We start from the raw sequence: 22,269 nt of genomic DNA on the forward strand, positions 1-22,269 counted from the left end.
TAACCCCTGGGATCGGCTACCTCAGCCCAAGTCGTTGCTGCGATCCGAACCCGGGAAAGATTGTGACCGTTCGGGGCGGCCTAGCGGGGCAGCGCAGTGAGTCCGCTCTGATCGAAGACCAAGATGTCGCCGCCGTTCGTGATGGTGATCGCTTGTGCGGAGCCGTGGGTTGTGCCGGCGGGAACCCACTCCGCGCCTGATGCGGGTCTGACCCAGATCTGTCCGCCGTTGCCGACACCGACGAGGCGCTTGCTATCGGGTGAAGCGGCGAGGAGGTAGAGCAGCGGTGCATCGTTCACGGTGGTGAACGTGGCGCCCTCATCCGCGCTGACTTGCAGCCCGTCGGGTGTGGCGGCGAACAGTTGCCCTGCGGCGTCGATGGCGAGGTTGACCGCGACGACTTCCCCGGCGGGCGACCATGTCTGTCCGGTGTCGTCGCTGCGGAGCAGTTCGATGGAGTCTGACGCAAGCCCGTACAGGCTCTCGTCCGGGCCGGCGGCGAGAGCGTGGAAGTCCTTCTCTCCGGTGAGCGAGACCGGTGACCAGGATCGGGCGCTGTCGTCGCTTCGGATGATTCCGAGGTTGGGGGAACCGAGTTCGGGGGCAGTCGTTCGCCCGGGGTGTCCAGACGCGATGAGGGTATCCCCGATGGCGGTGAGGCCCATCGCGTCAAAGTCGGTGTTCTGGACGCGGTCGCCAATTTCGCCGTCAAGCGTGGCCGTGTAGATCCCGTCGTGGGCGCCCAGTAGGTAGCCGTCTCCTGAGGGGTCAGGCACGATCGCGTGGACGTGTTCGATGGTGGTGGCGTGGTCGTGTCCGGTGGTCGGCTCGGCAGGTGCTGTGCACCCGGCGAGCACGATGCTGGCCGCGATTGTCGTAGCGATCGTGAGTGCTCCGCGACGTCGCAGGCGGGAAGTAGGCAGGGTGAAGTTCTTGAGGGTTCGCATGATGGTGTCCGCAAACAGATCTATGGGTGGGGTGCGGGAGTCCCGCACCCCACCCGTGGATCACGGAGTTGCGAGGATCTCCTTCATGGTGGCGATCTCTTCCGTTTGCGTGTCGATGATGGTCTCGGCCAGTGCGACGGCGTCGCTGTTCTGACCGTTGTCGACTTCGTCTTGCGCCATGTCGACGGCACCCTCGTGGTGCTGGATCATCTGCTCGAGGAACAGACGCCCCGCATCGGGACCGGCGGCATCTTCGAGGGCCTGCATGTCCTCTTCGGACATCATGCCGCTGCCGTGATCCATGCCCTCCATGCTGTCCATCTCCGCGCCCCAGTCTTCGAGCCACTGGTCCATCTGCTGGATCTCGGGCTCCTGAGCGGCTTTGATTTCTTCGGCGAGAGAGACGACGCGCTCGTCAACGCCGTCCTTGCTGAGGAGGACGTCGGACATCTCGATGGCCTGTGCGTGGTGTTCCTTCATCATGCTGGCGAACATGATGTCGGCGTCATTCGCATCTGCTGTCTCTGCGGGCGCGGACGAGCTGCCGCCGTGGTCCATGCCTTCCATGCCGTTGTCGGATCCGGTGGTTCCCGCGCAGCCGGCGAGGGCGAGCAGTGCGGTGAGGGTGAGTGCGGCGATCGCCGCGGGTCGAATCTTCATGAGGGTTCTCCAAGGGTCAGTGATGGGGCCCGGCGGCTGCCGGTGCCCGAGGGTGCGTTGCCCGCCAGAGCGGGCTAGCGCGTGATCACGTGCGACTGATGCAGAGAACCGTGAGAGATGGAGGCGGGGGAAGGGCGTGAGCGCGGGCGGGCCCGCGTGTTGTCGCGGGCGCGCGGGTCGCAACCAAGAGGGTGTGCCGCCAGCCGAGCCCGATCCGCCTGAGAAGGATGGTGGCCACCAGGAGCGCGAGGACGCACGCCATCCACGTCATCGAATCTCCGGCCCCACACGTCGCGCATCCCGCCTCCTGTGTCGGCGCGGCTGGCACGAGGGCGGTCGCGGAGGCGTCGGGGTGATGGGCGGATACTTCGGCCTGAGTGCTGACGGTGACGGTGTCATGGTGACCGGCGGCCGTCGCATGCGAGTTGAAGGAGTGCATCGCCAGTAGGCCGGCGATAATGCCCACGGCGATCGCGAGGACGGCCAGGACGGTGTGGGTGAGCGTGCGCGGTCCGCGCACCTGTTGTGCGACCTTGATCAGCGACATACTCACCTCCCGTTCGCCCCAGCCTACGTCCGTCGACCTAACTGTTTCTCGCTACTTACCGGCCACGGCGTCCGGGCGCAGATCCAGTCGGCGCAGCAGCTGCGCGTTGAGCGCGACGACGATGGTTGACAGGGACATCAGCAGCGCGCCCACGGACATCGGGAGCACGAACCCGATCGGGGCGAGCACTCCGGCGGCGAGGGGGACGGAGAGCAGGTTGTAGCCGGCGGCCCACCAGAGGTTCTGCTTCATCTTCCGGTAGCTGGCCCGCGACAGTTCGATCACCGAGAGCACCGACCGGGGGTCGTCGCTGGCGAGGATGACGCCCGCGGACGCGATCGCAACATCCGTCCCGGCGCCGATGGCGATGCCGACGTCGGCCTGCGCGAGCGCGGGGGCGTCGTTGACACCGTCTCCGACCATCGCGACCTTGCGCCCTTCGCCTTGCAGCTCTTTCACCTTCGAGGCCTTGTCTTCGGGTCGGACCCCGGCGAAGTACCGGTCGATGCCGAGCTCGCCCGCGACGGAGGCTGCGACCGCGTCGGCGTCACCGGTGATCATGACCACCTGCACGCCACGCTCGTGGAGGGCCTCGACGGCGTGACGCGACTCCGAGCGGATCTCATCCGCCAAGCGCAGGGCACCCGCGACCTGTCCGTCGACGAGCACGTGGAGGATGATCGCACCCTCACGGCGCCACTCGTCGGCGACCGGTAGCTCGGAGGCGTGTTCCTGCTCGAGCATGTACGGGCCACCGACCTGCACCACGCGCCCATCGACACGTGCACGGACCCCGACCGCCGGGGACGATTCGAAATCGGCTGACGAGGGGACCGTGAGGGTCTTCTCTTTCGCCGCGTTGACGATCGCGCGGGCGAGGGGGTGTTCGGAGTCTGCTTCCGCGGCCGCGGCCCAGGCCAGCAGCTGGTCAGGGTCGGTCCCGGAGACGGGGTCGATCGCGGTCACGGCGGGGGTGCCCTTGGTGAGCGTGCCGGTCTTGTCGAACAGGACGGTGTCGACGGTGCGCATGCTCTCCAGCGCGAGACGGTCCTTGATCAGCACGCCTCCGCGAGCGGCACGCTCGGTGGCGATCGACACGACGAGCGGGATCGCCAGACCGAGCGCGTGCGGGCAGGCGATCACCAGCACGGTGATCGTGCGGATCACGGCGGCGTCGGGCATGCCGACGATCGTCCAGACGATGGCGGTGATCGCGGCGGCGCCGAGCGCGAACCAGAACAGCCACCCGGCGGCCTTGTCTGCGAGCCGCTGCGCGCGCGAGGATGAATTCTGCGCTTCGGTCACCAGCTTTTGGATCCCCGCGAGAGCGGTGTCGTCGCCGATCGCGGTGATCTCGACCCGCACCCCGGAATCGGTGGCGACGGTGCCGGCGATGACCTGGTCGCCGTCGCTGCGGCGCACGGGCCGGGACTCGCCGGTGATCATCGACTCGTCCATGCTGGCCGAGCCCTGCACGATCCGCCCGTCAGCGGGCACCCGCCCGCCTGGGCGCACCACCACCACGTCACCCACCAGCAGATCGGACGGGGCGACCGTCACGGTCGTGTCGCCTTCGATCTTTTCCGCCTCGTCGGGCAGCAGTGCAGCGAGGGAATCCAGTGCTGAGGTGGTCTGTGCGAGGGAGCGCATCTCGATCCAGTGGCCGAGCAGCATGATCACGATCAGCAGCGCCAGCTCCCACCAGAAGTCCAGCTCATGATGGAGGAGGCCGAGGCTCGCGCCCCAGGATGCGAGGAACGCGACCGTGATCGCGAGGGCGATCAGGAGCATCATTCCGGGCTTGCGGGCACGAAGTTCACTCACCGCGCCGGTGAGGAACGGGGCCCCACCCCAGATGTACATGACCGTCCCGAGAACCGGGGACACCCACCCAACCCAGGCGGCTTCCGGCAACGGGTACCCGAGCAGCATCGAGAACATCCCCGAGAACCCGACAACCGGGACCGCAAGGACCAGCATGATCCAGAACAACCGCCGGAACTGGCCCACGTGATCGCCGTGGCCCGCGTGACCTTGAGGAGCGCCGTGGTCGTGGCTCATCGCCGCGTGGTCATGCTGCGCCGTCGGCGCGGTGCCGGGATTCTCGTGTGCGATGTGATGGGTGTGCTCGTCGTGCTGGCTCATCAGAACTCCTTGTTCGATGCGCCCGGGGTCGAGCCGGGTGCGGACGGATAAGTGAATCAGGCCTGGCTGGTCGCGAGGCTGTAACCGGCCTCTTCGACCGCAGCCCTCACGGCAGCGGGATCGACAGGGGCTGCGCTGTGGATCGTCACGCGGGACGAGCCGCCGGCGTTCAGGTCGACAGCGACGAACGCGACACCGTCAAGCGCGCTCAGTTCCTCACTGACGCTCGACACACAGTGCGAGCACGTCATTCCCGTGACCAGTACCTCTTCCGAGACCGGGGCCGCCACAGGAGCGGATGCCTCGATGTTCGATGGGGCTGCGCAGCATGCGCAACCAGCGTTTGCGTCCTTCAGTCCGAGTTCGATGCGGTCAGTCATAGTGAATTTCTCCAGATCGTTAGACGTGTGGTTATGAACGGACCAGGCGAGCGATGGCGTCGTTAGCTTCGCGGACCTTCTCCGCCGCAACCTCGCCACCCTCAGCGCTTGCCTGAGCGACGCAATGGCTCAGATGGTCACCCAGGAGCGACAAGGCCACCGTTTCGAGCGCCTTCGTGGCCGCAGCGACCTGCGTCAGGATGTCGATGCAGTACTTGTCCTCATCGACCATCCGCGAGATACCTCGCACCTGACCCTCAACCCGACTCAATCGCTTGCGCAGATCCGCCTTGTTGTCGGTGTAACCGTTCATACCCACAACATACCCCCTGGGGGTATGTAACTCAACAGGCACCGGCCTATTCCCGAACGACAGCCTCCGGCTGCAGTTTCGCGGGACGATCGCTATCGAGCGCCCGGCGGCATGCGGCGTCGTCCACCACAGCAGGATCGCGCACCTCACGACTGGTTGACGCGGCGACGAACAGAACGCCATAACATTCGATCGAATTGATAACCAGTCAGCGGTCACTGTATAGTTCAGTGCATGCTGACCATTGCTTCCCGTCTTGATGTGATGAACCGACTCGGCCGGGCCATGGCTGATCCGACCCGTTCCCGGATCTTAATGACGTTGCTCGACGGACCGAGCTATCCCGCTGTGCTCTCGCGCGAACTGGAGCTGACGCGCTCGAACGTGTCGAACCACCTCACCTGCCTGCGCGATTGCGGCATCGTCGTTGCCGAGCCGGAGGGCCGTCAGACCCGATACGAAATCGCCGACCCGCACCTAGCTGCTGCCCTCGTCGCACTGGTGGACGTGACGCTGGCTGTCGACGTGCACGCCCCGTGCGTGGACTCGGCGTGCACGGTGGCGGGCTGCTGCGGAGCGGGGGCTGGCGCGTGAGCGAGGCGTGTGGTTGCGAGCATGAGCCTGCCGCCACGGCGGGAGAGGAACACGAAGAGGCTGAGCGGCCCTGGTGGAAAGACCGCGGGATCATGGTGCCGATCTTCTCGGGTGTCGCGTTCCTGGGGGGTCTGATCCTCGAGTGGTCCGGCTTAGAGATCCCGGCGTTGGTGCTGTTCTGGGTCGGACTACTGCTGGGCGCGTCGACGTTCACGCCGGGCGCGATCCGGAAACTATTCAAGGGCAAGCTCGGCATCGGGTTGCTGATGACGATCAGCGCGATCGGCGCAGTCATCCTCGGGTACGTGGAGGAGGCTGCAGCTCTGGCGTTCTTGTACTCGATCGCTGAGGCGCTCGAGGACAAGGCGATGGACCGCGCCCGCGGCGGGCTAAGGGCACTGCTGAAGCTCGTGCCGGAGACAGCGACGGTGCTGCAGGGCGGTGTCTCCGCGCAGGTACCGGCGAGAGAGTTGACGGTTGGCCAGGTCATGGTGGTCCGCCCGGGTGAGCGGATCGCGACCGATGGGATCGTCCGATCCGGGCGCTCCAGCCTGGACACATCGGCGATCACCGGGGAGTCGATCCCGGTCGAGGTCGAGCCTGGCGATGTTGTGTCGGCCGGTGCGATCAACAGTGCCGGCGCGCTGGAGGTTGAGGCGACGGCTGCGGGCACCGATAACTCGCTCACGACGATCGTGGAGCTGGTCGAGAAAGCGCAGACCGACAAGGGCGAGCGTGCCCGTCTGGCGGACAGGATCGCCCGCCCACTGGTGCCCGGCGTTCTGATCCTCGCGGCGCTCGTCGCGATCATCGGTTCGCTGCTGGGTGACCCGGAGGTGTGGATCACCCGCGCGCTCGTCGTGCTGGTCGCGGCGTCTCCGTGTGCGCTGGCGATCTCGGTCCCGCTGACGGTCGTCGCTGCGATCGGCGCCGCGAGCAAGTTCGGTGTGATCATCAAGTCCGGCGCCGTTTTCGAGCGCTTCGGTACGGTCCGGCACGTCGCCGTCGACAAGACCGGAACCCTTACCCGCAACGAACCCGTGGTCACCGCCGTACTCACCGCGAACGGTGTAACCGAGGTCCAGGCGTTGGCGTGGGCGGCTGCGCTGGAGCAGCACAGCACACATCCTCTTGCCTCAGCGATCACCGCCGCAGCTCCGGGGACACCGGCAGCTGCAGATGTGACCGAGCAGGCCGGCCACGGTATTGACGGCACCGTCGACGGATCGAGAATCACCGTCGGCAGTCCCCGCTGGCTGGACGCCGGCGACCTCGTTGAGCGGGTCGCAACGCTGGAAGAGCAGGGCATGACCGTCGTCATCGTGCACCGAGACGGGTCACCGGTCGCCGCGATCGGCGTCCGCGACGAGCTGCGCCCTGAAGTCCCCCAGGTAGTCCGGACACTCACCGGCCAGGGCGTCGGGGTGACGATGCTCACCGGCGACAACGCCCGGACCGCTCGTGCCCTGGCTGCGCAGGCCGGGATCAGCGATGTGCGCGCGGAGCTGCGCCCGGAGGACAAGGCGACCGCGATCGGGGAACTGTCGAAGGCGGGACCGGTCGCGATGATCGGCGATGGCATCAACGATGCCCCCGCCCTCGCGGGCGCAGACGTCGGCATCGCGATGGGCGCGACCGGCTCCGACGCAGCGATCGAATCCGCGGACGTGGCCTTCACCGGCCATGATCTACGCCTCATCCCGCGGGCGTTCGATCACGCCCGGCGCGGTCGACGGATCATCAACCAGAACATCATCCTGTCGCTGCTGATCATCACCGCCCTGCTCCCGCTCGCGCTCTTCGGCGTCCTGGGGCTCGCGGCTGTCGTCCTGGTCCACGAGGTCGCCGAGGTCATCGTGATCCTCAACGGCCTGCGGGCCGCCCGCACCCGCACGCCACGACTGGGACGCTGATGCTCGCCACCATTGGATCAGCGATCGGCCTGTTCGCGGCAACCAACATCGACGACATCGTCGTGCTCACCGTGCTTTTCCTCGCCTCCAGCCGAGGGAAACCCCGGCCGTGGCAGATCGTCGCAGGCCAGTACCTCGGGTTCATCACCCTCGTCGTCATCAGCGTGATCGCCGCGCTCGGCCTCACCATCGTCCCGGACGAATGGGTCGGCTTCCTTGGCCTGATCCCGCTCGGCATCGGCATCTGGACGCTCATTCGCGGCCTGCGCCGCAACGGCGATGACGATGACGACGACTCCAAGATCACCGCGGTCGGACTGTGGGGCGTCGCTGGTATCACGATCGCCAACGGGGCGGACAACATCTCCCTCTACACGCCGATCTTCCGCACCAGCACGCCCGGCGACGTCGCGATCATGATCGTCGTGTTCCTCATCCTCGTTGCCGTCTGGTGCGCGGCGGGCCGGCTCATCGGCACTAACAAGGCAGTCACCGAGGGGTTGGAGCGCGTCGAGCACTGGCTTGTACCGGCAGTTTTCATCGGTCTGGGCCTGTTCATCCTGATCGAATCCGGGGTCATCGTCCGTCTGATCGAGGTCCTCGCATGATCCCTTCCGAAACAGAAGCTCACCCGCCCGCTGTGCGCGAGCGGTCGTCGGCGCGGCGGTGGCAGCTCACTGGTGGAGCGCTCCTGATCGCCGTGATTGTCGTGTTGATTGATCAGGGAACGAAGGTGTGGGCTGAAGCGGCCCTCACTGAGCGTGAGCGCGTCCCCCTAATCGGTGACCTGTTGGGTTTGCAGCTCGCCTACAACCCCGGAGCGGCATTCTCCTTCGGGGAAGGCTTCACCTGGGTGTTCGCGCTGCTAGCCGTCGCCGCCACCGTCACAGCAATCGTGTTCGCGTTCCGAGTACAACGCCTGGGATGGGCAATCGTCATCGGCGCGCTCGGAGGAGCTGCCGCCTCACACGCAGGCGACCGCCTTTTCCGCGATCCGGGATTCGCCCGCGGACACGTCGTGGACTTTCTCGCCTACGGAAATTGGTTCATCGGGAACATCGCCGACATCGTGATCTTCGCCGCAGCGGTCACCGGAGCGCTCCTCATGATCCGCGCCGGCGATGAGGCCACAAAGTGAAACCGCTTTGAGAAGCGGGGACAACCCATCAACTCGCCCTCTACATCGGCGCTATTGCTCGGCGCGCAGCTCGTCGGCACCCGCGGTGCGGAAATTTCCAAGCGCATCGACACCTACGCGGCAGCGCTGCACCACAGCATGACGATCGCCGCAATGAGCGACCTCGACCTCTCCTACACGCCCCCGCTCGGCTCCCCCTGGGATGCCGTGCAGGTCGCAACACAGGCATGGGAGCGCGAAGTCCGGACAATCGCCGTGGTGTAGCTCGCCCGTGCGTGCGGCTTCTGAGTGTGGGGACTACGTAGGCGGGCGGTCACGTCGTAAGCGAAGCGCGACCCACAAACCGCATCGTCGACAGATGAACGCACCGTCGTCTCCGAGGGCGTGCAGCTTCCTTCGTGGTAGATGCCGGCCGCAGCACGTGCAGGCGACATCGAGCTCAGTCTCCATAGGCCCTCATTGCCTCTCGGATCTGTTCAACCGTTGGCATCCCGGCCAACCCAGCAGGTGTGCTGTAGATGCGGCAAGCCAACTCACTACTACGATCCGACCCCGGGAAGAGATCGTTTCCGTCCACCGTGATCGTCGGGGAGCCCGCAAATTGAACCCCGGCGGCGTCTTCCTCTGTTCGGATGAGTCGATAACGCAGGCTCAATCCGTCGTGGCCTGTTTCGCTAAGCGCCTCGGCAACACGACGACTGGCCTCAACCCAGCTAGGGCAATCAGCGATATGCAGCAGCTCAATCTCCACGACTCAATCATCCTCGATTCTCTGCTGATGTCGTGACCCATTTGTGGTGGAGGGCTATCACCGAAAACGATCGTTTCTGGCGGGTGCACCGAGGTCGACTGCCGACGGCACGACACGCCGGTCTCGCGCCTGCCGAAACCCCCTGCCGGAACCTGTTGCGCCGAAACGGTCCGCCCGACGTTTTAGGCAGGGTGAGACTGAAATTCGGTTACCGACGTTTCGTGAGACAGCCAGCTGCTCCATGCACGCTGAGCTGAGCCGCGGTGTCTCTGTGTAGCTGGCAGTAGTGCCATCGGGCCGCTTCGCCAAAAGTCTCGGTTCCAGACCCGGTCACGGCCCGTGGGATGACTGCCCGGCAGTGAAAGAGAGTCAGGCCGAGGGCGAGATCACGCCGTGCATGCTTCGAGCAGCACAGCAGTGATGGGGCCAGATGAGGAATTTGCGCGCACCGCGACGCACGGAACGTATCGCGGCCGAGCGTCGCTGCTCGCCTCGTCGTCACTGTTGTCCCATTCGAACACGCGGAGCCGCAGGGTGTTGCAGAGTCGACCGATGAGTACGGCGAGCCCAAAAGGCAGAGCGAGGAGCAGGTCTACTTGAGCGTTGCCGTATGTCGCCGAAAGCTGGCGGATCAGACCAGCGACTTCGGAAGCTATTGCTCCTGCGCGAGCCGGGTCGATGAGGCCACGCTCGTGGAGTCGGATGACCGCGTAGGCATCAAGTTCTTCTCCGTGCTCGGCGAGGTAGCGGTCGAACGCCGCGTCACTTTGCGTGGGGAGAAGATCGACATACACCGCGACAGTTGGACGTGTGCCCTGTGGGGCTGGCTCCTCTGATTTCGTGGCAGTGAACTGGAGCGTTGGCGCTGACGGGACAGCCGCTTCTTCTCCGCTGGCCCAGATTGCATCGCGTTGATCGACGACCTCGAGATGGCCAATCCTTGCCGAAGGCAGGGCGATTCCTAGCGCGAAAGCGATCGACAGGTGTGCGCCACCCGTTATGCGTACTGCCCGAGCGCCTGTCCTGGTGATCGCATCTGGCAACAGTGTGAGGCTGCGACGGAGGTCCTCCAGTCCGGCCGAGTCCGGAAGCGTTTCGTGACTCGACCGGCGTACACGTATGTCGAGCTGGGCGCCAGTACGGTCGTAGACCTGGCCGATGTTTCGAGTCTGAATCGAGAGGTCGAATCGCCCATTGTTTTCCACCAAAGGGCGATGTTGCGCCATGCGATGTGCAACTGCCTTTCCGACGAGTGAAAGCAGTCCCTCCGGGCTTGTACCACTTTGATCTACACCCTTCAGGTCATCCTTCACCCGGCCCAAGAGCCGATCGGGAGCGCTGTAGTCAAGCGACGCAGATGATTCCTTTGCGACGTCGTTGGCGATCAGGAGTTGGAATCGGGCGTCAGACCGATGGAGGTCGATCAGCTTCGGCGCTTCGATGCCTCGAACGATCGGACTGTTCGCGATGTCCTCGGTGATGACAAACACCGCGCCCGACAGGCCATCGCCGATTGCTTCGGCCAGCCTCTCCGCAGTGTCCCCAGGGGGGAGGTCATCCTTGTCCCGCCAGACTGGAATGCCAGCGGCGCGTAGCAGCCAGGCGAGATTCGCCACGATCTCAGCCCCGTCGTTGTGTCGATAGGAAAGAAACAACGGACCGAGTACGTCGACACTCGTGCTCATTTTGATACTCCTGATCGCCTCTGCTCCGGGTATGTGACGAGTATGCAACGGAAGTCCGACGCCCGCGCCGCAATCCGCCCGGACGGCCGCGTGTCGGAGGCCCGGACTATCCTGATGACTACGCAGACCGGACGGAGTCGTCGCATCTGCCCAAGGTCACTGGGAGGCTTCATGGCAGTGCTGGATTCGTTCGACTCGTTGCAGGCTGAGATCGACGCGGACGTGGAGATTGTGCAGCTCGCAAGAGAGCGTCGAGACGTTTTCAAGACCGCTCTCAGCACAGCGCCTGATGTGAAGCTGGTCTGGGGGTCTGGATCTCTGGCCCGGAGCACGCAGCTGCAACCAGTGCACGATGTCGACCTGGTCGTCGAGTTCGACCCCGATCAGCATCCAGAGTGGGGCCAGCCTGGGAAGTCGGCCGAAGATGCAATCGAACGATGCCGCGATCTCGTCCACGAGCTGCTGTCTAGCGAGAGCGGATCACACGCGCAGCTCGTACGGCAGGTCAGCACCGCAAACCGCAATCGAGCAGCAAAATGCTTCATCGACCCGCCCGGATCAGACGATGCGTTCACCGTCGATGTAATGCCGGCCCTACGTCGTTCGGATGGGATACTTATCCCTTTCAAGAGCGAAGAGCGATGGTCTCTGGCTGACCCCGAGTACCTCATCAACGAAGTCGCGGCGCGCCAACGTGAGTGGCCTCAGTTCCGGCCACTGGTGCGGGTACTGAAGTACTGGGCAAGGCAGCACAAACAGGACACCGGTCGGGTGAAATCGCTCGTGATGGAGGTTCTCGCTCTCGAATGTCTTTCTCAAGCGAACCGCCCAGAAGCCCTCAAGAATTTCTTCATCGAGGCCTCGAATCATGATCTCGTGATCGAAGACCCGGCGGAGCTATCTGGCTTGATTCAACCGGATCTCGATACTGCTGGCCTGCGCCGCGCCCTCGAAGACTCGGCTGCGTCAGCGTCTGCAGCGGTGAAAGCGGTCGCGAACAACGATCAACCCACCGCCACGCGACTTTGGCAGAGTATTTTCGGCGAGGCTTTCCCGCTCGTGCTGCCCCCGACCGGTGAACCCGACCCAGGCCCGCGTCCGATCAAGGACTCTCCCCAGGGATGATGCTCGCTACACGCACCTGGTGGGAAGATGACCCGCTCCGACTCGAGCAGGAGAAGATGGATGTGCGAGGCGTCGCACCTCTGCTCCAATGGACACCGGAAGGACCCGGATACTTCGAAGGCCCGTTGCCTCTCTGGCCCTTCGCGAGGCCTGCGCCCGCCGAGATAAGTGATCTGGTCGATCCATTCGTTGTGCGGGTCGAGTACACTCACGCGTTCCCGGCGGCGCCGCCCCAGGTTGTTCCGCTCATTCCGCAGCCAGCTCAGAACCTCCGAGGCTTCACGCAATTTCATGTGCTCCCGAGCGGGCGACTATGCCTGATTCGCGACGCTGATCAGTGGTACCCCTGGTCTCAGACCAGCGAACTGCTGCGGAAGGCTTCCGGGTGGGCAATCGAATTCGCACTCTTGGAGAAGCGAACGATCGCAGAGATGACGACCAGCGGGATCGCGCATGACGATTGCCTAGACTCGATCATCGAGAAGGCCGTCGAGGAGTCTCGTTGACGATCGGAGAAGACTGGCTGGTTCTCCTGCCCTCGGAAGCGCAAGAAGTCATCGAGAACGGGCATGGGTGGGGCAATCTGACGTGTCGGCTTTCTGGTCCCGATCGAGCGGCGCTGGTCGTCGCGCTCTCAAACGAAGGATCAGATCGCGTCCCGGTCATCACCGACCCCGGGCATTTCCTGATGAGTGCCGACTTCCACCCAGCCGGCCACTGGTACTCGGTCACGCAAGAAATCGTGGTCGTGGAGTATTTCCTGACGAGGCAATCCGGCAGCCTGACGTTCGAAGAGTTCAAGCGCATTGTGCCCAGGGCCCTCGAGCCTTCCCCCGGAAAGTGGTCGATCGCCGTAACTTATTGCCCCGAACCCCCGGAGATCGTGGACGGGCAACCGCTACCGGCTTGGTCAGCCTGGATGGTTTCCGAATCCGTCGTGCGTCCGATTGCGCTAGACATCCACAACGGGCAAGAACTCCTCAGTGCGCTTGACGGGTACTGGCCGATCCGGCAGCTCTCGCAGACGCGGGTCTTGCTACTGGGCGCAGGAAGTATCGGTGGCGCCGTTGCGGAGGCACTTGCCAGCTACGGCGTTGGTCAGATCGACGCTGTCGATCCAGATCGGTTCCTGTTCCACAACGTGCCGCGACACGTCCTCACGACCGCTCGCGTGGGCATGAACAAGGTGGATGCACTCGCGCAGACGATTGGAGCCAACTGGCCGGAATGCGGATTCGTTGCGTGGCCAATCGACCTCGTCGTCAACGCCGACGTCGTCCGACCATTGCTCGATGCCGCGGACATAGTCATCTGCACCGTTGACGGCGTGGAGCCGAGACGCGTTGCGAACTACCTTGCCCGCAGAGCTGGGAAGCCGATCGTTCTCGCTTGCGTACTGGGCGACGGGCGATACGGCGAGATCCTCCGGATCCGTCCCCTACCAGAGGTTGGGTGCCTTGAATGCCAGAGACGACGCCTCCAAGAGGCGGGACGCATAGATCTTGAGACCACGCTCGACCGTGGGTACGGCACCGGCACTCGCCACAACCCCATGACCGCCGTCGGCGGTGATCTCCACCTCATCGGTCAACTTGCGGCGAAGATCGCGGTCGCCACCCTACTGCGGCGGCAAGGTGAACTCGATCAGACGCTCGTCGACGACAACCTTGTGATCGCACTACGACCGGCCCCCGAGTATCCCAGCCCGTTCAACGCGACGCGAATGCTCGATCAGACCTGGTATCCCGCTGGGCGACCCTACGATGATTGCCCAGCATGCAGTCCGACGTGACAATCGAGATCGAGGCAGCAGCGATCGAGTTCATCGGACGGACGATCCGAGCAGGCGATCCTCGGTATGAAACGGGCGGAGCGCTATTCGGTCCATCTGACGGCAGTCGCGTCCTGCACGCCGCCGGTCCAGGTCCAAAGGCTCTCCACGGCGCTCGGCTTTTCCGTCGCGATCTCGCGCACACGCAGGAGATTGCGGAGCAGCTATATCGATCTGATGGGTCACATTGGATTGGTGAATGGCACACCCACGTAGACGTTCCACCAGTACCCAGCGAGGTCGACCTCGAAACCTACGTGAGGCACGTCACCGATCCTGACCTGCAATTCGGCCGTTTCGTAGCACTCATCGTTTCACTCAGCGGCACAGTTCCGACGCTTGCCACGTGGTCAGTGGAGCACCGAGGAGCTCACATTTTCTTGGTGGCAGGCGGGGCACGGCCGATCGTTCTCTGACGGCGACGCAGCCGCAAAACTGTGCTTCGGGGCGGGACATCAAGCTTCGAGTTCGGTGCCGCTGGTTATGACCGCGGATCGGTCTCATCGGCTCCGAAGATCGGGGACTGAGTCGGGGAGGAGACGATCAAGAGGTACCTCGAGTACTTGAGATAATGCGAGCAGGGTCCGAAGCGTGGGGTTGATCGGAGCGCCGGGGCGAGACTCGCCCTTCTCATACTTCTGATACGTGTACCGGGTCAGGCCAGCGCGATAGGCCACGTCTTCTTGACTGAGGTTCGCGCGGTCCCGAGCGGAGCGAAGCGATGTGGCCAGACGCTGGGCGTAGATTCGCCAGGCAGCTTCGACCTGCTCATTTCGCCTTGACACTTACTCAGACTGCTGAGTGGCGCACTCCCGTACGGCCTATTCTGTATGGCATAATTTCGGAGGCCATACGAAACAATCATGTCTCCGTCGGATTGCTCCGCTGTTCCTTGCACGTGTGCTGCCCATCCCGATGACAGGCGGTCGTGCCGCGGGAGAGGCCCGTGCATACGACCGCAGAGGTGGTGGCCTGAGCATGCATACGTCGTACCCGGTCTGGTGGAAAGACATTGAGGCCCCTCCGCCCGTCGAGTGGGTGTACATCTTTGAGGAATTCACTGGGGCTGAGAGCGCCGAGGAGTGGGCACTCGCTGCTGCGATCTTCGTGGCGCAAACCCGCCGACGCACTGCTGCCGGACCTACGTTTGCTGAGTTGTTCGTGCATCTGCTGCCCGATACGGACGGGCTACCGGGCCCTCTGCCCGCTGGGCTGGAGTTCATGCAGAGGCGACGCGTTGTCGCAGGATTCCGTGGGCTCGCTGCGATCGAATGGCGACGGCGAGGGATGATTAGCTTTGACAAAGGGGTGATGCGGAGCCTACGTGTCGGACGCGAGTTTCGGGTCCACTCGCGACGCCGACAACTCGCACGTCTGGAGCAACAATGACCGCGAACTTCCCGCCGAGCCTTGAGAGCGTCGTCGACCGCTTCGCAGCGGACTGGCCCGCGATCATCGATGTGAACCCTGGGTGGTATCCGCTGATTGCCGCGCTCGACTCCCGCCTCGCGGCTATTGCCCCCGCGTACTCCGTCTTCCAGGTGAAGTCGAAATTCGGCTCCCTCAGCTTTTTCGCGGCCGCCTCTGAGGACCCAGAAGAGTACGACGAGGAGTTCAACGAGACGATTCGAGCCGCGGAGTGGGAGAGCATCGTGACTTGTGAGGAGTGCGGGGCACCCGCTCGCCAGTACGCGATTCACCTATGGACGTGGACGTTGTGCGCTGAGCACGCGGCCGAAAAGGCCCGTTGAATGTGTCCCGCAACGGTTGCTGCAGCATGAGTCAAGAACATCTCCGACTTCGTCACCGCGACTCAGGCTGTTCATCGACCTCAGCCGCCACGATTGATCGCAGCCGAGCGCCGGGCGATCGCCGAGGTTCGAAGTCAGCGGGGGCAGTGGCAATACTCGGATGGTCGATCGGCGAACTTTGGCCCGGGAAGTGAGTCCGAGTTCCGCGATGCGTGCTCGCCTCGGACGGTCTCGAGGTTGGACGGCTGCCGCATGAGATCAGGTCGACACAGATTCTGGTCAGACATAGCCAGATCTAGGGGTTTATAGGGATGTATACGGAAACGCTATACATCCCTATAAGTCTCAGGATTCCAGCGAGTGTGGGACGACGTTGCCGCGACGATGGTCCTCTCAAGGCGATTTGCCATGACTGCGACGCGGAGGCGACCAACATTGCGCTCGCGTGGGCGGACGTTCGCCGTTATCTCATCTCTCCCTTATGTGAACGATTGAGCTCTCGGTTTGGAGACGCTCGCGAAGTACGCGATTCTCAAGCGTGAGCCGCTGCACTTGCGCGGCTGACGCGTCGACCAGGGAGGCCAGCTCTGAGACGCGTTCACGAAGGCGGGCCTCAGTTTCATTGCGTCTTTCTTGATCGGCGGGGCGGGGCGCAGTTCCTGTTCGCGTGCGCTGACGGCGCTTGTCTGCGACGGACTGAGCTATCTCAGGGAAGTGGCGCCAAAAGGTGCTGTTGGCCAGGCCGACATGTTGCGCGAGTCGGCGAACCGTGAGGGGCGAATCGGACTCGTGTCCTGAGAGTTCCTGAATGGCCGTTTGGACCTGTTCAATCGTTGGAAGGTTAACTCGTCGAGTCATCGGGATCTCCGTTCAGGCGGCTGAGGATACGTGCTCGTCGTTGCCGTAGGCGGTCGATGAGTAGTGGAGGCAAAGCAGGACGCTGCATGAGGTCGGCGTCGATTTGGAGGATCTCCAATCGCCAGGCGGAGAGGTTGTCTTCGGTCAACGCCACGTTTTGACAGGTGAGTGGCTGGCACGTCTCCAGGTCCGGGCCGTCCGGTGTCATCTGACATTGTGCTTTCGATGCATCGAAGATGCATGTCACGTAATGGCCCGGGTAGACCTGTGGTCCTCTCGACTTTAGAAGTCGGAGAAAACGGCGGGGATCCGTTTGCACAGTGCCTGCGTATACACCGTTCGAGCTGAACTCTGACAGCCTTGCGTGAGCTTCGTCGGCTGCCGGTCCGGCGAGTTGGAGATGATCAGTTCGCTCGATCATCGCCAAGAGGTGCTCGCCGCGTGCGAGTGCCTGTTCGGCTTCGACTTCCGCCCGAAAGCCAGAGTCGCTCGTGCCCGCGTACCCCTCGAACATTTGGATGCTGTGGTGCCGGTAGGCGATTGCGCCGGCGATTGCGCCTCCAGGACGGCGCGCGATGTACCAGGCGAGGGTCCGCCGAAACTGACGTGTCGTGAGACGCCACGGTTCGTCGTTGTGGTTGGGAATGCCGTCCTCGCGGTTGTGCACTCGGCAGTAACCGTTCACCCAGTCTCGAAAGCGATTCAGGGCGAGGTTCGTCCCGGCGACTGTTAGAACTTCGTTGGAGTTGCGTGCGCCGGATCCTCGACCCGGCCCTGTCCCAAGTGGGATGAACAGCCATGGGCCCGGCGACCCAGATGCTTCAGTTAAACGCCCGAGAACCCTAATCGCACGAGCGGCGGGTTCTCCGATAGTCCACATCGCGGGCACTCCCGCGACCTCTTCCTCGCCCTTGAATGCGAGGCTGTGGGCGAACCAGCGCATCGGAGTGCCCTGCGAGTCGGTGACGCACTCAGCGGCATCGGTTTGCAAGTGCTTGATCTCGCTGTCACGCATCCCGGACAGGAAAGCAATCACGATGTAGCAAGCCGTCTGCAGCAGGCTGGACATCCTTGATAGCGAGTCGACCTCGTGCGGGTTGGTTCGAAACCCCAGGATCCATGGCCGGCCGTCTAGTCGACCATTGATCCGTTGGTCCAAGTCCGCATATTCGGAAACACCTAGGGTTGCGGCGAGTTCAGCGATTTTGGTTGCGAAGGGGCTCAACGCGAGGGGGTTGCAACCGGCGGCGCGCGCGATCGCGGACATGTTGGGTCGGCCTGCGCTTCCGGGAAGTGGACGTCGAGCGGCTTCTGCTGCTGCAAGGTAGGCGCGAACGAGGCTCGGAGCCTGTCCCCAAGCAACTTTCTGACGTCGATGCGGGTCCTCGCCCACTCTCGACCTCGCTTTCCGGGCGTGCCAGAGAGCGGTGGCGTCGATGATGTCCTGCGAGAAGTCGTCGACGAAGCGAGTTGCCCAAACCAACAACGGCGCGTGGACGGCTTCGGGGATCCGCGAAGTGGCGTTCTCGGCGCGCTTTCCGGGATAGGGCTCGATCGACCAGAACGCGGTGAGGCGCGGATCGAATCCCAGCGCCCTGGCTCCGAGCGTGGATCGGTAACGCCAGAGATAGGCCACGGCAGTGCGCAACGCGTGCCGCTGCCACGGTGACCGAACGTTTGCGATGAGGTAAGTCTGATAGTCGTCGAGGTCGTGGGGCCGCAGGTCGGAAATCATCATCCCGGGGCGGAACGTGCTGAGCCAGTCGCTGAGGTGACGGATGCGATTCTGCATTGACAGAATCGTCTGGATGCCCGGCCGATCCTCGTGGGTCGGGATCTCACCAGAGAGGGCTGCATAGCAGACCAGCTTGATCTCAAGTCGGTGCTCCGCAGGGATAGTTCCGAAGTGCAGGCTTTGAGAGCGTCCGCTTCGTTGCAATACGGCGACACCTACGGGCCAGACGTCGTCACTGAACCTTGCAGTCTGCGCGAGTGCCGCACCCTGAATCAGTGGGCGCCCGTGGAGAACGTACGGGTCGTCGGCCACCTCTGAAGGTAGTGCGTGGGCGTTGGACATCACGAATGCTCCCATCGTGGATCAACGAGATCTAGGAGGCGATCGCCTTGCTTGTGGTCTGTCGCTTCTTGAACCTCGCCCTCGGTGAATCGGGGAAGGACATCGTGACGGATCGCCGTCCAGCTTGGACCGTAGCGTCGCCACCAAGCATCGCTCGTCATGTGTGCGCGACGAGATTCGAGTCCTTCAAGGAGTGAGAGCAAGTTCGGGAGGTGGTCGCCCGTAATCACGCTGTTCGCGCAGCTGAAGCAGTCAAGGAAGGATTGAGAGCAGCGGCGTCCGGTCAAGGGATGGTGGGCATGATCTCGACACGCCGACCACGGCCCCTCGTCTAGTACGGAAGAGCCGGCGCTCGACGAAACCGCGGCGACAGGCATCGAAGTTGGGCGCACGTCGAGGCGTTGACGTCCGCTCGCCTGAAGAGCCTTCAGGTGGGCAGACCAGGCTGACCGTTCTGCGTCTGCGACGGCATCGGCCATGACACCGCGGGCCCAGTCAATGGTCGACGGGTCGCCTGATAGATAGTTGCGAAACAGCACAGGAACTGTGTTCGAGCGCGTAGCAGACGGCAGATGCCCACCTACTGCACGCGTGCGACGAACGTCGACGCTCTTCTTGAGCCTCGGAAAGCTCAGGGGCAGGTCATGCCCTGGAAAATGAGGAGAGTCTCCGGTGCCACGCGGCTCGTCGTTGCGGATTTGGTCCGAACTCTTGTCTGCGTGTAGGCCGTGTTTCCTGACCCAGTCCCGATTGCTCACCTCCGTGTTCAGGGCGGCCCCGAAAGGGTTGCCGACACGATCAGGTCCAGAGCGACCGGCCCCAAGCCATACGGCCCAGTAGGGGCTGTCAGCCACGAGCGATCTAGCTGGCTCCATAAGGCGGAGCATAAGGAGGTACAGCCCGCCAGGTGTGCGGAGTTCCTGGCCTGGCTTTCCGATTTCCCAGGTGGCCGAGTTGTGCCATCTGCCGGGGCCTCGTCGGCGCTTGAGCAAGCTGACCTCTACTGCGACGTCTTCGATGACGCGGTGACTGGTGGTCAGTTCTTTGATCGTCTCGACGTTCCATCCTGTCGTACTCACGAACAACGTCAGCAGAGGGATCAAGTCTCGCCTGGTGACGAAGACCTGTTCGCCCAACCGTCGACGGTGAGCCATCCGATCGAGGAAGGGAACCCCGTCGGCCGATATGCTGCCTGTCGCCAAGGCTTGCGCAATGGCTGGAGCGTCGTCGTCGGAGACACGTCGATCCAACCGATCGCGCAAAGATGCGACGTCCTGACGAGCGGCGGCGATAATCGACCGTAGTTCGCGGTCCGAGTATCCCGGAGCGAACGAGCGCGTGTTGCGCGTTCGCGGCCGGAATTTCTCGCGAAGGTCTTCTCCTATATCCACGGCGAAAGGGGGCAGATCGAGCAGCGTTCCGACGGCATGAAGGTGCTTCGTCACGGTCTGACGATTTGATGTCGCCTCAAGGCTTTCACGGAACCCGTCGAAGTGCCTCGGACGTAGCCGCTTGGGAGTCAAGGGCGGGTCGACGGAGCAGCTCAGGAAATGCACGAATCGCGACAGTATCGTCCAACCTCCCATGGCTGAAGAAAGAGTACGGAGACCTCCCGCTGGCCCCACTCGTTGGGCCCAACTCTCCGCCAAAGCAGGATGCCATCCCGGCAATGGCAGGGCGCCGATGTCGAACTCCCACCGTCGTCCGTCCTCGCCAACGAAGCGGACGATCGGTGACTCCGTGGCGGAGCGGGGATCCTCGCGGCTGTAGTGGCTAGACGGCAGTGAGGCTGGACGACCCACGCCAGTCGATCCGCGGCGACTCGTCGGGCCGTTCATGCGTTTTCCTGAGCAATAAGAACTGGATTGCTCGAGTCTTCCCATTCATCTGGGATGAGCTTCATCCGCGTCGTCATCTCGAGGTCTGCGAGAGTGTGCAAGTAGATCTGAGTGGTCTCGATGCTCCGGTGGCCAAGTCTGCGGCGCACCCAATCTAAGGGGTCTCCGAATACGCGCACGTACTCTCCACGTTGGTCCAAGTTCAAGGACCGAAGCGCCGCTATGTGCCCCCGCTGGAGGTGTTCCAGAGTGATGACCGCGAAGGAGTGGCGGAGCGTATGCGCGCTCGCATGCAGAGCGACCCGGTTCCTCGCGCAACGGGCGTTGGCCTGGCTGAAGATGTGTTTCCAACTCGAAACCGACATCGGGTCTCCGGATTCCGAAAGCCACAGCAAGGCTGGTTCTAGCGCGTCGCCGCGATCGACAAATGTGCGTCGGCGTTCCTCTGGGGTCAGCAGGTTTGTACCAATGCGATGCCCTGATCCGACCGCTCGCGCGTGCCGTCTGTCGGCGTCCAGGATGAAACTGTCCGGCGGTATGCGATGTCCACCAGAGTCTCGAAAGCGCTCGAGAGCCTCGCTTCGATCCGTCTCGACGTACTCGTGGAGCGAACGCAAAACACTCGATGGAATGTAGATCCACCGCGAGGATCCGCCTTTGGCCACAGACGCCGGTAAAAAATACCGGTGGTAACCGCTCGCCCGCGCTACGGCGGGCAACTCAAACGTAAACAGGCTCGCTTGTTCCGCCAGCCGCAACCCAGTGCGGACCAACATGTCAGCGAAGGTGGCGTTACGCGTGGCCCAGCGGCCTCGGAACTCCTGATCTCGTTGACCATCAGGTCTGTAACCGCGGAGGCCAATGTCCCGCCAGCGGCGATACGACGAAGACGGGAGCCAATCCAGCCTGTCGCGGCGCGCGCCATGAGACCGCGTCGCAGGGGCTGTTCCCCCATCTAGGAGGTGCCCGGCGCGTTGGCGGAACGCTCGACGCTGACGTTGCGGAATCGGGTTTTCCAGTATCGAGCCTCGGGCAACCTGCCAGGCGTAGTAGCGATTGACCGCGGCGACCTCTCGGTCCCACGTAGATGCTCCAACACGTGGTCCGTCCGGATCCTCCCGTCGCCACCCGAAATAGGCTTCGTGATCCTCCGGCGTCGCATCACGCCAGTTCTTTCCGCCGCGGTTCACATGAAGGAAGTTCAAGAATGCCGCCAGGTTGCTTGCGTAGCCAACCCGTGTCGACATCCTCGAGCCAAGCATATTTGCGGAGTGGAAGAAGTCGTTCAGTTCCGCGTCGTACTCGAAATCCGGGCTCACCAGGTAAGGCGTACCCACTGGGATGTGAGGTAGGGCACGTTGCAATAGACGCGCAATCATGTCCTCAGCATCTGAGTCTGTGCCGCCCTCGGTGCGGACCTGCTTGAACTGTCGCCAGCGTCTAGTGCTCGCGGTGAGCGGGGGATCGTCCATGCCCCCAGCCAAACCTTCGGGGCAACGCCAGGACACTAGACACGCGGCAAAGTACGTTCAAAAGCTCGCCACGAACCCGTGTCCCTGCGGCAACTTCGGTGTGCGGAACGCGGAATGCACCTGTCCGCCGAGCGCCGTCCGACGGTATGCCGCTCGGATATCCGGCCCTTTGCGTGACCGAGTCGACATCGATCTCGGGCTCACCCGTGTTGCCGCGTCGAAAGCCATCTCCCACGAGCGTGCC

The 22,269-nt window shown here is 63.5% G+C and carries 21 protein-coding genes and 1 pseudogene; 10 read left to right on the forward strand and 12 right to left on the reverse strand.

The genetic code is table 11. The features are described 5' to 3' along the window. Window positions 1–80 precede the first annotated feature (80 nt). The 6 genes from DW297_RS09685 to DW297_RS09710 form a co-directional block, all read right to left on the reverse strand. Window positions 81–947 (reverse strand): F510_1955 family glycosylhydrolase, encoded by an 867-nt coding sequence (locus DW297_RS09685; protein WP_045278977.1) that lies wholly within the window; start codon window positions 945–947, stop codon window positions 81–83. A gap of 60 nt (window positions 948–1,007) precedes the next feature. Next, entirely contained in the window at window positions 1,008–1,607 is a 600-nt protein-coding gene (locus tag DW297_RS09690) for a DUF305 domain-containing protein (protein WP_029259139.1), read from the reverse strand. A gap of 85 nt (window positions 1,608–1,692) precedes the next feature. Further along, window positions 1,693–2,154 (reverse strand): DUF6153 family protein, encoded by a 462-nt coding sequence (locus DW297_RS09695; RefSeq protein ID WP_136031781.1) that lies wholly within the window; start codon window positions 2,152–2,154, stop codon window positions 1,693–1,695. A 51-nt stretch (window positions 2,155–2,205) separates the two neighbouring features. Further along, on the reverse strand, window positions 2,206–4,299 hold the full coding sequence (locus DW297_RS09700; protein WP_205828265.1) for a heavy metal translocating P-type ATPase: 2,094 nt from the start codon (window positions 4,297–4,299) through the stop codon (window positions 2,206–2,208). Between the two features lie 56 nt (window positions 4,300–4,355). Beyond that, window positions 4,356–4,679 (reverse strand): heavy-metal-associated domain-containing protein, encoded by a 324-nt coding sequence (locus DW297_RS09705; RefSeq protein WP_029259143.1) that lies wholly within the window; start codon window positions 4,677–4,679, stop codon window positions 4,356–4,358. A 31-nt stretch (window positions 4,680–4,710) separates the two neighbouring features. Continuing rightward, window positions 4,711–4,992: a metal-sensitive transcriptional regulator gene (locus DW297_RS09710; protein WP_029259144.1), complete on the reverse strand. Its 282-nt coding sequence runs from the start codon at window positions 4,990–4,992 to the stop codon at window positions 4,711–4,713. Window positions 4,993–5,226: 234 nt separating this feature from the next. On the opposite strand from DW297_RS09710, the gene cmtR reads away from it, so the two are divergent. From cmtR to DW297_RS09735, 5 genes are read left to right on the forward strand one after another with little or no spacing between them, the layout of a single operon-like run. After that, complete coding sequence (gene cmtR / locus DW297_RS09715; RefSeq protein ID WP_029259145.1) at window positions 5,227–5,586, forward strand: Cd(II)/Pb(II)-sensing metalloregulatory transcriptional regulator CmtR; 360 nt, start codon at window positions 5,227–5,229, stop codon at window positions 5,584–5,586. Further along, window positions 5,583–7,499, forward strand: coding sequence for a heavy metal translocating P-type ATPase (locus tag DW297_RS09720; protein ID WP_036271584.1), 1,917 nt, complete (start codon window positions 5,583–5,585; stop codon window positions 7,497–7,499). Before cmtR ends, DW297_RS09720 begins: the two co-directional genes overlap by 4 nt. Next, window positions 7,499–8,107, forward strand: a complete 609-nt coding sequence (locus DW297_RS09725; RefSeq protein WP_029259147.1) for a cadmium resistance transporter — start codon at window positions 7,499–7,501, stop codon at window positions 8,105–8,107. The genes DW297_RS09720 and DW297_RS09725 overlap by 1 nt, the downstream gene beginning before the upstream one ends. After that, window positions 8,104–8,637: a signal peptidase II gene (locus tag DW297_RS09730; RefSeq protein WP_231494440.1), complete on the forward strand. Its 534-nt coding sequence runs from the start codon at window positions 8,104–8,106 to the stop codon at window positions 8,635–8,637. Before DW297_RS09725 ends, DW297_RS09730 begins: the two co-directional genes overlap by 4 nt. A 54-nt stretch (window positions 8,638–8,691) precedes the next feature. After that, window positions 8,692–8,901, forward strand: coding sequence for a hypothetical protein (locus DW297_RS09735; RefSeq protein ID WP_029259149.1), 210 nt, complete (start codon window positions 8,692–8,694; stop codon window positions 8,899–8,901). Window positions 8,902–9,076: 175 nt separating this feature from the next. Here the strand turns inward: DW297_RS09735 and DW297_RS09740 are convergent, their stop codons facing one another. Both DW297_RS09740 and DW297_RS09745 read right to left on the reverse strand, forming a co-directional pair. Beyond that, window positions 9,077–9,388 (reverse strand): thioredoxin family protein, encoded by a 312-nt coding sequence (locus tag DW297_RS09740; protein ID WP_081860107.1) that lies wholly within the window; start codon window positions 9,386–9,388, stop codon window positions 9,077–9,079. A 386-nt stretch (window positions 9,389–9,774) separates the two neighbouring features. Beyond that, complete coding sequence (locus tag DW297_RS09745; RefSeq protein ID WP_136031783.1) at window positions 9,775–11,073, reverse strand: SAVED domain-containing protein; 1,299 nt, start codon at window positions 11,071–11,073, stop codon at window positions 9,775–9,777. A 171-nt stretch (window positions 11,074–11,244) separates the two neighbouring features. Here DW297_RS09745 and DW297_RS09750 point away from each other — a divergent pair, with 171 nt between their 5' ends. The 3 genes from DW297_RS09750 to DW297_RS19460 all read left to right on the forward strand — a co-directional run bounded on the left by DW297_RS09750 (window position 11,245) and on the right by DW297_RS19460 (window position 14,445). Next, window positions 11,245–12,198: an SMODS domain-containing nucleotidyltransferase gene (locus DW297_RS09750; RefSeq protein WP_136031785.1), complete on the forward strand. Its 954-nt coding sequence runs from the start codon at window positions 11,245–11,247 to the stop codon at window positions 12,196–12,198. A gap of 502 nt (window positions 12,199–12,700) precedes the next feature. Then, the gene (locus DW297_RS09755) at window positions 12,701–13,990 is read left to right on the forward strand and encodes a HesA/MoeB/ThiF family protein (protein ID WP_136031787.1); all 1,290 of its coding nucleotides are present in this window, start codon (window positions 12,701–12,703) and stop codon (window positions 13,988–13,990) included. Then, window positions 13,975–14,445, forward strand: a complete 471-nt coding sequence (locus DW297_RS19460; RefSeq protein ID WP_081860108.1) for a Mov34/MPN/PAD-1 family protein — start codon at window positions 13,975–13,977, stop codon at window positions 14,443–14,445. The genes DW297_RS09755 and DW297_RS19460 overlap by 16 nt, the downstream gene beginning before the upstream one ends. Window positions 14,446–14,529: 84 nt before the next feature. On the opposite strand, the gene DW297_RS19330 is transcribed toward DW297_RS19460, so the two are convergent. Next, window positions 14,530–14,814, reverse strand: coding sequence for a helix-turn-helix transcriptional regulator (locus tag DW297_RS19330; RefSeq protein ID WP_081860109.1), 285 nt, complete (start codon window positions 14,812–14,814; stop codon window positions 14,530–14,532). Between the two features lie 600 nt (window positions 14,815–15,414). Between DW297_RS19330 and DW297_RS09770 the strand changes: the two genes are divergently transcribed. Further along, a complete protein-coding gene (locus DW297_RS09770; RefSeq protein ID WP_029259156.1) occupies window positions 15,415–15,780 on the forward strand; it encodes a hypothetical protein in 366 nt (121 codons plus the stop codon). 841 nt (window positions 15,781–16,621) lie between these two features. Here the strand turns inward: DW297_RS09770 and DW297_RS09775 are convergent. From DW297_RS09775 to DW297_RS09785, 3 genes are all read right to left on the reverse strand, one after another. Next, window positions 16,622–18,715, reverse strand: coding sequence for a hypothetical protein (locus tag DW297_RS09775; protein WP_136031789.1), 2,094 nt, complete (start codon window positions 18,713–18,715; stop codon window positions 16,622–16,624). Continuing rightward, the gene (locus DW297_RS09780) at window positions 18,715–20,160 is read right to left on the reverse strand and encodes a hypothetical protein (RefSeq protein ID WP_136031800.1); all 1,446 of its coding nucleotides are present in this window, start codon (window positions 20,158–20,160) and stop codon (window positions 18,715–18,717) included. The genes DW297_RS09775 and DW297_RS09780 overlap by 1 nt, the downstream gene beginning before the upstream one ends. 389 nt (window positions 20,161–20,549) lie before the next feature. After that, window positions 20,550–22,025: a tyrosine-type recombinase/integrase gene (locus DW297_RS09785; RefSeq protein WP_136031802.1), complete on the reverse strand. Its 1,476-nt coding sequence runs from the start codon at window positions 22,023–22,025 to the stop codon at window positions 20,550–20,552. Between DW297_RS09785 and DW297_RS19230 the strand changes: the two are divergent. Next, window positions 22,024–22,230 (forward strand): annotated as a pseudogene (locus DW297_RS19230) (ATP-binding protein); the annotation flags it as partial. The gene DW297_RS09785 and the pseudogene DW297_RS19230 overlap by 2 nt on opposite strands. Window positions 22,231–22,269: the final 39 nt, after the last annotated feature.

Origin of the sequence: Microbacterium sp. PF5, assembly GCF_004794315.1 — a bacterium.
Classification (GTDB): Bacteria; Actinomycetota; Actinomycetes; order Actinomycetales; family Microbacteriaceae; genus Microbacterium; species Microbacterium sufflavum.

What these genes read in the sequence shown, in the direction of transcription:
- DW297_RS09685 (WP_045278977.1), bottom strand. Translation starts at nt 947, where the DNA reads ATGCGAACCCTCAAGAACTTCACCCTGCCTACTTCCCGCCTGCGACGT.
- DW297_RS09690 (WP_029259139.1), bottom strand. Translation starts at nt 1,607, where the DNA reads ATGAAGATTCGACCCGCGGCGATCGCCGCACTCACCCTCACCGCACTG.
- DW297_RS09695 (WP_136031781.1), bottom strand. Translation starts at nt 2,154, where the DNA reads ATGTCGCTGATCAAGGTCGCACAACAGGTGCGCGGACCGCGCACGCTC.
- DW297_RS09700 (WP_205828265.1), bottom strand. Translation starts at nt 4,299, where the DNA reads ATGAGCCAGCACGACGAGCACACCCATCACATCGCACACGAGAATCCC.
- DW297_RS09705 (WP_029259143.1), bottom strand. Translation starts at nt 4,679, where the DNA reads ATGACTGACCGCATCGAACTCGGACTGAAGGACGCAAACGCTGGTTGC.
- DW297_RS09710 (WP_029259144.1), bottom strand. Translation starts at nt 4,992, where the DNA reads ATGAACGGTTACACCGACAACAAGGCGGATCTGCGCAAGCGATTGAGT.
- cmtR (WP_029259145.1), top strand. Translation starts at nt 5,227, where the DNA reads ATGCTGACCATTGCTTCCCGTCTTGATGTGATGAACCGACTCGGCCGG.
- DW297_RS09725 (WP_029259147.1), top strand. Translation starts at nt 7,499, where the DNA reads ATGCTCGCCACCATTGGATCAGCGATCGGCCTGTTCGCGGCAACCAAC.
- DW297_RS09730 (WP_231494440.1), top strand. Translation starts at nt 8,104, where the DNA reads ATGATCCCTTCCGAAACAGAAGCTCACCCGCCCGCTGTGCGCGAGCGG.
- DW297_RS09745 (WP_136031783.1), bottom strand. Translation starts at nt 11,073, where the DNA reads ATGAGCACGAGTGTCGACGTACTCGGTCCGTTGTTTCTTTCCTATCGA.
- DW297_RS09750 (WP_136031785.1), top strand. Translation starts at nt 11,245, where the DNA reads ATGGCAGTGCTGGATTCGTTCGACTCGTTGCAGGCTGAGATCGACGCG.
- DW297_RS19460 (WP_081860108.1), top strand. Translation starts at nt 13,975, where the DNA reads ATGCAGTCCGACGTGACAATCGAGATCGAGGCAGCAGCGATCGAGTTC.
- DW297_RS09770 (WP_029259156.1), top strand. Translation starts at nt 15,415, where the DNA reads ATGACCGCGAACTTCCCGCCGAGCCTTGAGAGCGTCGTCGACCGCTTC.
- DW297_RS09775 (WP_136031789.1), bottom strand. Translation starts at nt 18,715, where the DNA reads ATGTCCAACGCCCACGCACTACCTTCAGAGGTGGCCGACGACCCGTAC.
- DW297_RS09785 (WP_136031802.1), bottom strand. Translation starts at nt 22,025, where the DNA reads ATGGACGATCCCCCGCTCACCGCGAGCACTAGACGCTGGCGACAGTTC.